The organism is Thermoplasma sp. (genome assembly GCF_008709555.1).
Lineage (GTDB): Archaea > Thermoplasmatota > Thermoplasmata > Thermoplasmatales > Thermoplasmataceae > Thermoplasma.
Map to the genome: position 1 here is coordinate 1 of NZ_VYIJ01000034.1, position 6,172 is coordinate 6,172.

The 6,172-nt window shown below is 47.9% G+C and carries 6 protein-coding genes; 3 read left to right on the forward strand and 3 right to left on the reverse strand.

Annotation, left to right across the window (positions count from 1 at the left end):
- The 3 genes from F6Q11_RS07420 to F6Q11_RS07430 form a co-directional block, all read left to right on the forward strand.
- Positions 1-952: hypothetical protein (locus tag F6Q11_RS07420; protein WP_297027935.1), on the forward strand; the 952-nt coding region annotated here is incomplete at its 5' end.
- Positions 939-2,057, forward strand: coding sequence for a CaiB/BaiF CoA-transferase family protein (locus F6Q11_RS07425; RefSeq protein ID WP_297027937.1), 1,119 nt, complete (start codon positions 939-941; stop codon positions 2,055-2,057). The genes F6Q11_RS07420 and F6Q11_RS07425, both read left to right, overlap by 14 nt.
- 89 nt (positions 2,058-2,146) lie before the next feature.
- Entirely contained in the window at positions 2,147-3,514 is a 1,368-nt protein-coding gene (locus F6Q11_RS07430; RefSeq protein WP_297027939.1) for an MFS transporter, read from the forward strand.
- Positions 3,515-3,573: 59 nt separating this feature from the next.
- On the opposite strand, the gene F6Q11_RS07435 is transcribed toward F6Q11_RS07430, so the two are convergent.
- From F6Q11_RS07435 to F6Q11_RS07445, 3 genes are all read right to left on the reverse strand, one after another.
- Positions 3,574-4,224: a helix-turn-helix domain-containing protein gene (locus F6Q11_RS07435; RefSeq protein WP_297027941.1), complete on the reverse strand. Its 651-nt coding sequence runs from the start codon at positions 4,222-4,224 to the stop codon at positions 3,574-3,576.
- Positions 4,225-4,440: 216 nt separating this feature from the next.
- Positions 4,441-4,926: a 3-isopropylmalate dehydratase gene (locus F6Q11_RS07440; RefSeq protein WP_297027944.1), complete on the reverse strand. Its 486-nt coding sequence runs from the start codon at positions 4,924-4,926 to the stop codon at positions 4,441-4,443.
- Positions 4,923-6,172: 3-isopropylmalate dehydratase large subunit (locus tag F6Q11_RS07445; protein ID WP_297027946.1), on the reverse strand; the 1,250-nt coding region annotated here is incomplete at its 5' end. The genes F6Q11_RS07445 and F6Q11_RS07440, both read right to left, overlap by 4 nt.

Below are 6,172 nucleotides of genomic sequence, written 5' to 3' on the forward strand. Positions count from 1 at the left end.
GATGATATCCAGGGCAGGAGTAAAGCGTGCTCTCGTGTCCTATCCTTCAGCTCACAGATCCGAGGTGGAAATTACCAGAAGGATCGTTTCGGAAAATATATTTCCGGAAACTTTTGCCCTGGGAAGAACGGTCAATAGGGATATAGATGTGATAGCAGAGACTGGATCCAACATATCCCTGCATCTGCCATTCGGATCCTTCAACATCGATGACATATGTGATAGCATAAGATATGCAAAGAAGTTCGGCAGGATCGTGGAGATCGCCATAGTTGACGTGGTATCATACGATATGAACGAGGTTGTTCGAATGGCCAGAAGATTCTCCGAGTGTGGGGCAGATGTGATACAGCTTCCGGATACCAAGGGCCAGGGCACACCTAAGAAGATGGCAGAAATAGTACATGAGGTTAAGAAGATAGCGAATGCTGAGATAGAGATGCACTGCCACAACGATCTCGGTCTATCTGTTGCGGAGGCCATGGCTGGAATTGATGCTGGCACTGACCATGTCGATACCACGGTGATGGGCCTGGGTGAACGAAACGGTATAACGGATCAGATCACGATAGCTAGGTATTTGAACGAAACGGGATTGGAAAAATATGACGTCGATGCGTTCAGAGAGGTCTATGAATACATATTCAATCTTGTCCTGGAGAAGATCGGATCATCCTTCTTTATGGATAACATGCCGGTCATCGGAAGGAACGTAGAAACGGTCACTGCGGGTACGCATGCCGGAACATTCCCTTCGGATCACTATTCTTTCAACGTGTACACCGGAAGAAATGCGGTGAAATCTGCACTGATATCAAGAGGGATAACCGCCACTGATGGCGAGATAGCAAGGATTGTTGAGATCGTTAAGGATAGGTCAGTCGAGAGCGGAAGGGCATTCCGTCTTGAGGACATAGTCAGAGTGTATGGTGAGGTCCATGAGAGCTCTTGAGATCGGTCATATAGTTGCTGGACCGACCGCTGGCCTGCTCCTATCGGACATGGGTTTTGAAGTGATAAAGATAGAAAGGCCTGGCAGCGGTGACATAGCGAGATCGCTCACAGGTTCCAGCGCTGGAGCATTTCCTTTCTACAACAGGGGGAAGAAGAGCGTTACGGTTGATCTTAAAAGCGAAGAGGGCCGCAGGATCTTCATGCGTTTGGTCAGCACCTCATCAGTTATAATAGACAACCTTGGCTACGGAGCCATGGATTCCCTCGGCCTCTCTTATGAAAAGATATCAGAGGCGAATCCGAAGATAGTATATTTGTCGATCAGGGGCTACGGCGACGGCCCCTACGAGAGGAGGAAATCCTTGGACTATCCCATAGAGGTTCACAGTGGCCTGGCCTACATGACCGGCCTAACGGGAAGGCCGATGAGAGTGGGTGCCTCAATAGTCGACATGGGCGCTGCCATGTTCGGTGTTCTCAACGTCATGAATGCACTGGCCGATGCGGAGAAGACAGGAAGGGGGAGGAAGATATCCGTCGGTCTCTTCGAAACAGCCATGTTCTTCGTCGGCCAGCATATAGCCACGTATCAGATCACAGGGCAGGAACTCAGGCCAATCAACGAGGAGGGCTTCGCTTGGGGCATCTACGATTTCTTCAAGACGAAGGATCTCAAGGACGTTTTTGTTGCGGTCACGACGGACGAACAGTGGAAACATTTCTGCGTGGAATTCGATCTGGACGTCCAGGATAAATATCCGACAAATCGTATAAGGTATGAGAACAGACCGACGTTGATACCCTATCTGCAGAGTGTATTCGGACGGTACAGCGAGAAGGACCTTCTTTCGAAACTGGAGAAGGCAAACATAAGCTACGCAACCCTGAACAGGCCTTGGGACCTCATAGGTGATATCCACGCCTCGAGGAAGATGGTGAAGGAATCTTATGCATCATCCGAACTCTACGTACCTGTACCGCCGCTGGCCAATTTCAAGAAGGGGGATCCACCGGCACTTGGGGGAGACAGCGAAGAAATCCTTAGAGAAGTGGGCTATTCCAGGGAAGAAATAATGGATCTTCATAAGAGGGGAATCATCTGAAATTATATTCCAGGTTTTTCTAATCATTTTCAGATAATTGTAACATGTTAGATCGATAATTTATGAGGTAGGTATAACATTATCATATCATGGTAGAGGAGAAAAAATATACTGGCAGCGTTTCAGATAGGCTTGAAAGACTGCCGTTTGGAACGCCGCAGAGGAATTTTCTGCTCATGGTTACCGGCGGTGAATGGGCGGAAACACTGATGCTGCTTGGAAACGGTGCGATACTCGCATTGGTGGCCAGTATCCTCCATTTCAGCCATGTGCTGGCCACACTGGTTGTGCCCACATCCTTCTTCCTCGGAGAATTCGTCGGAAGCATATTCTTCGGATGGCTTGGAGATCAGCGGGGGAGAAGAACAGTGTTTCTGTACAACCTTTTAGTGTTCTCCGGAGGCATGATCTTAGCCGGTCTGATGTCATCGGCTATACTGATAGCCGTATTCGTCTTCATCGGCGGAATAGGTGTCGGCGGGGAATTCCCCATAGTGGACACGTTCACCACTGAGATGATGCCCGGGCGCGAGCGTGGAAAGAGGCTGGCAACGGTGTACACCATAGCGGTCACTGCAGGTCCAGTTATAGCCTTCCTTGTCTACGAGATGAAACTTGTGGCGCCGCCGTTCTACTCATGGAGGATAATATTCTGGTTCATGGGTATAATAGGCATAGCCATATGGGCCGTCCGAACCAGACTCAATGAGTCTCCTAGATGGCTTGAGGTCCATGGGAAGTACGATGAGGCAGACAAGATAGTGAAGAACTGGGAAGACAGGATAATGAAGGAGAAGAACCTCGCGAAGCTTCCGGATGTCAGGGAAGTCACAGACATCACTCCCAAGAGATCCAGATACAGAGATATATTTTCACCGGACATACGGAACAGGACCATAATGATGCTGATATTCCAGTTCTTCCAGAGCGGAATATTCTACGGCTTCACATCGCTTGCTCCACTGTTCCTTTTGACCAAGGGAATATCGCTCGTGCACACGCTGGAGTTCACGTTCCTGATCTACTCCGGATTCTTTTTCGGCAGCATATTCAACGTGTTCATAATAGACAAGGTGGAGAGAAAGTGGGGTATAATCACAAGCGCACTTCTGGCGGGTGTGCTGGGGACGCTTTTCGCCATAGAGACAAACGTGATCGCCGTGGTCATCCTAGGATTCATAGTCACGTTCATACTGTGGAACTTCTCCAACTTCTTCCACACATACCAGGCTGAGATATTCCCAACAAGGGTGAGGCCGACTGCTGCAGGCACCGTGTACAGCGTGAGTCGTATATCAACTTCGATATTGGTGCCTGTGATCACGGCATTCTTCCTGCCGCATGGAGTCCTTGCATCATTCGGTATAATATGGGTCTTCATACTGATAGTGGTCGTGGACCTTGCACTGCTCGGGCCGAAGGCCTCAAGGCTACGTGTGGAACAGATAGCGTCCTAAAAATATGAATATTCTTATTATATTAAAATACATCTATTTTTATGAAGATGCCTATTATTCTAATGCAGAAACAGGGCCCTCATTATCTTCTTCTCCGCGTTTCTGAGATGATACAGTACTGTGGGCTTCGCCATGTTCACATATTTCGCTAGCTCCCTGAGATCGTTCTTCCTTGGCCATGAGAAGTACCCCATATTGTATGCGTTCATCAGTATATTCCTCTCCGTATCTGTGAGATCGAACATAAGATCCGCTGCATGCGATATCATCATGGTCGTTAACGGTACTGATGAATCAAGCTTCATGAAGTCGAAATTCTCGATATGGTTGTATCTAGAGACAGCGTCCAGTATGGCATCGAGCCTTTCTCTTTCGAGGACTATGACCTGAAACGACTCCGTACCGTTACTGGCCACGAGCGGATATATTGGCATCCCGCCATTCTTCTCTATGGATCCCATTATGCCGTGCGATGTTTTCTGGCCAAGAATCATATTGTATTTCTTCTGTTTCAGAACGTTTAGCGTGTGGAAATCTTTCAGAAGATGGCCCCGGAGGGCAGCAATATCTGCAGATCTGGTTATTGCAACAACGGAATTGTTAACGAAATCCTCCGTAAACACATTTAATATATAGAGTTTTGACTGAGTATTGTAAGCGGCATCTGATAGCCCGCATTCACTGGCGATGCTGAATGTCAAATAATACATATAAATACAATCCTCATTCTATATTTAAGCTTTGGTAGATTGAATTTGATATCATTGAGTTAGGACTGGAAGTTGTCCACGGGATCTGACGGGTTCTTTTCCGAATATGCCGTTTAGGTTTGTAAGTATCAGAGTAAAAAGTTTCCTTTGACCAGGAGAGCATCATATTTTGAAATGGTTGCAGAGCGAAATGTCTAAGTTGGATAACGTATCGGATCATTTTATTCCTAGCTTTTTCCTTATGAAGTCCACCATGCCACCCTCCTCAAGGATCTCGGATAAAGGGCCGCCTGGACCAGTAAACAGCACGACAGCATTGCCGTCATCGTCGTAGATCTTCCCGGATTCAGGTTCGTAGTTCACGTAATCTCCATCGTTTATATCTCCAACTTCCCTGATTATACCCAGCGGGAGGCCTATGTTGATGGAGTTCCTGAAGAATATCCTCGCGAAGGATCGTGCCAGGATGATTCCTATTCCAAGGTCCTTCAGAACAGCTGGCGCCTGCTCCCTGGACGACCCATATCCGAAATTTCTTCCTGCGATTATGATATCTCCAGGCCTGACAGAGGTGTGAAAATCCGGCCTCACAGCCTCGAGGGCATGATCCTTCAACGCGGCGATCCCCAAATGCAGATAACCGGCCGGTGCTATGACATCGGTGTCGATGTTATCCCCCAGAATGAAGACCCTGCCCCTCATAGCGACGCCTCCGGATCTATGATCATCCCCTCAATCGCTGCGGCTGCAGCAACGTATGTATTTGCCAGATAGACCTTCGACTCAGAACTGCCCATCCTTCCCCTGAAATTCCTGTTTGTATTTGATATTGCGGTTTCACCATCACCGAGGACACCCATGTGCAGGCCAGCGCATGCACCACAGTTCGGTGGCGATATCACAGCACCCGCATCCAGAAAGATATCGATCAATCCCTCCTTTATTGCCTGCCTGTAGATATCTCTTGAACCCGGCACAATTATCAGCTTGACACCCTTTGCCACCGTTCGATTTCTCAATATTTCAGCAGCCTCACGAAGATCTGTTATTGTACCATTGGCACAGTTGCCGATATAAACCTGATCTACTCTCGTGCCAACGTACTCTCTCACATTATGGACATTTGCAGGAGAGTACGGTACGGCTATCTGTGGTCCGAGGGAATCAAGATCGATATCCAGCCTTTGGTCAAAATGGGCTCCTTCATCGGATCTGACGTTTTTCAGATCTTCATCGTCGATATCGAAGAACTTGCCCACAAGTCCGTCCGGTTCAATCATACCGGCCTTTGCACCAGCTTCAACGGTCATATTTGCTATGGCCATCCTCTGATCGATCGAAAGATATCTTAAGGCCTCCCCATGAAATTCCATGGACATGTAGTTTGCTCCGTCTTCCTTGAGGATCTTCAGTACGCTCAGGATGATATCTTTACCTGATACATACCTTCTGAGTCTTCCTTTGAGATCTATCAGGATGCTTTCCGGAACAAGGAACCAGTTTTTTCCAAGCGCCATTATCGCGGAAACATCTGTTATCCCCATGCCCACTCCCATGCATCCAACAGCGCCCAGGGTCACAGTGTGCGAATCCGTTCCAACCGCAAGATCGCCCGGCCCGACCAGCCTTTTTTCTATAAGAACTGTATGCTCTATTCCCTCACCTCCCTGTATGAAGGTGAACCCGTTTTCCTCGGCGTACTGCCTTATTATATTTATGTTGTTGGCACTTGGTACATCCTTTGGTGGGTATATGTGATCCGCTATGAATATGAGCTTTCCCCTGTAATCTATCTTCGTTACGCCTATCTTCCTGATCACTGACAGCGTGACTGGACCCATGAGATCATTTAGATAAACAATATCAGGAACCGCCCAGACATAATCACCAGCCATTGAACTTCTTCCGGATGCCCTGCTCAGTATCTTTTCAGCCATGGTCTTCGGAT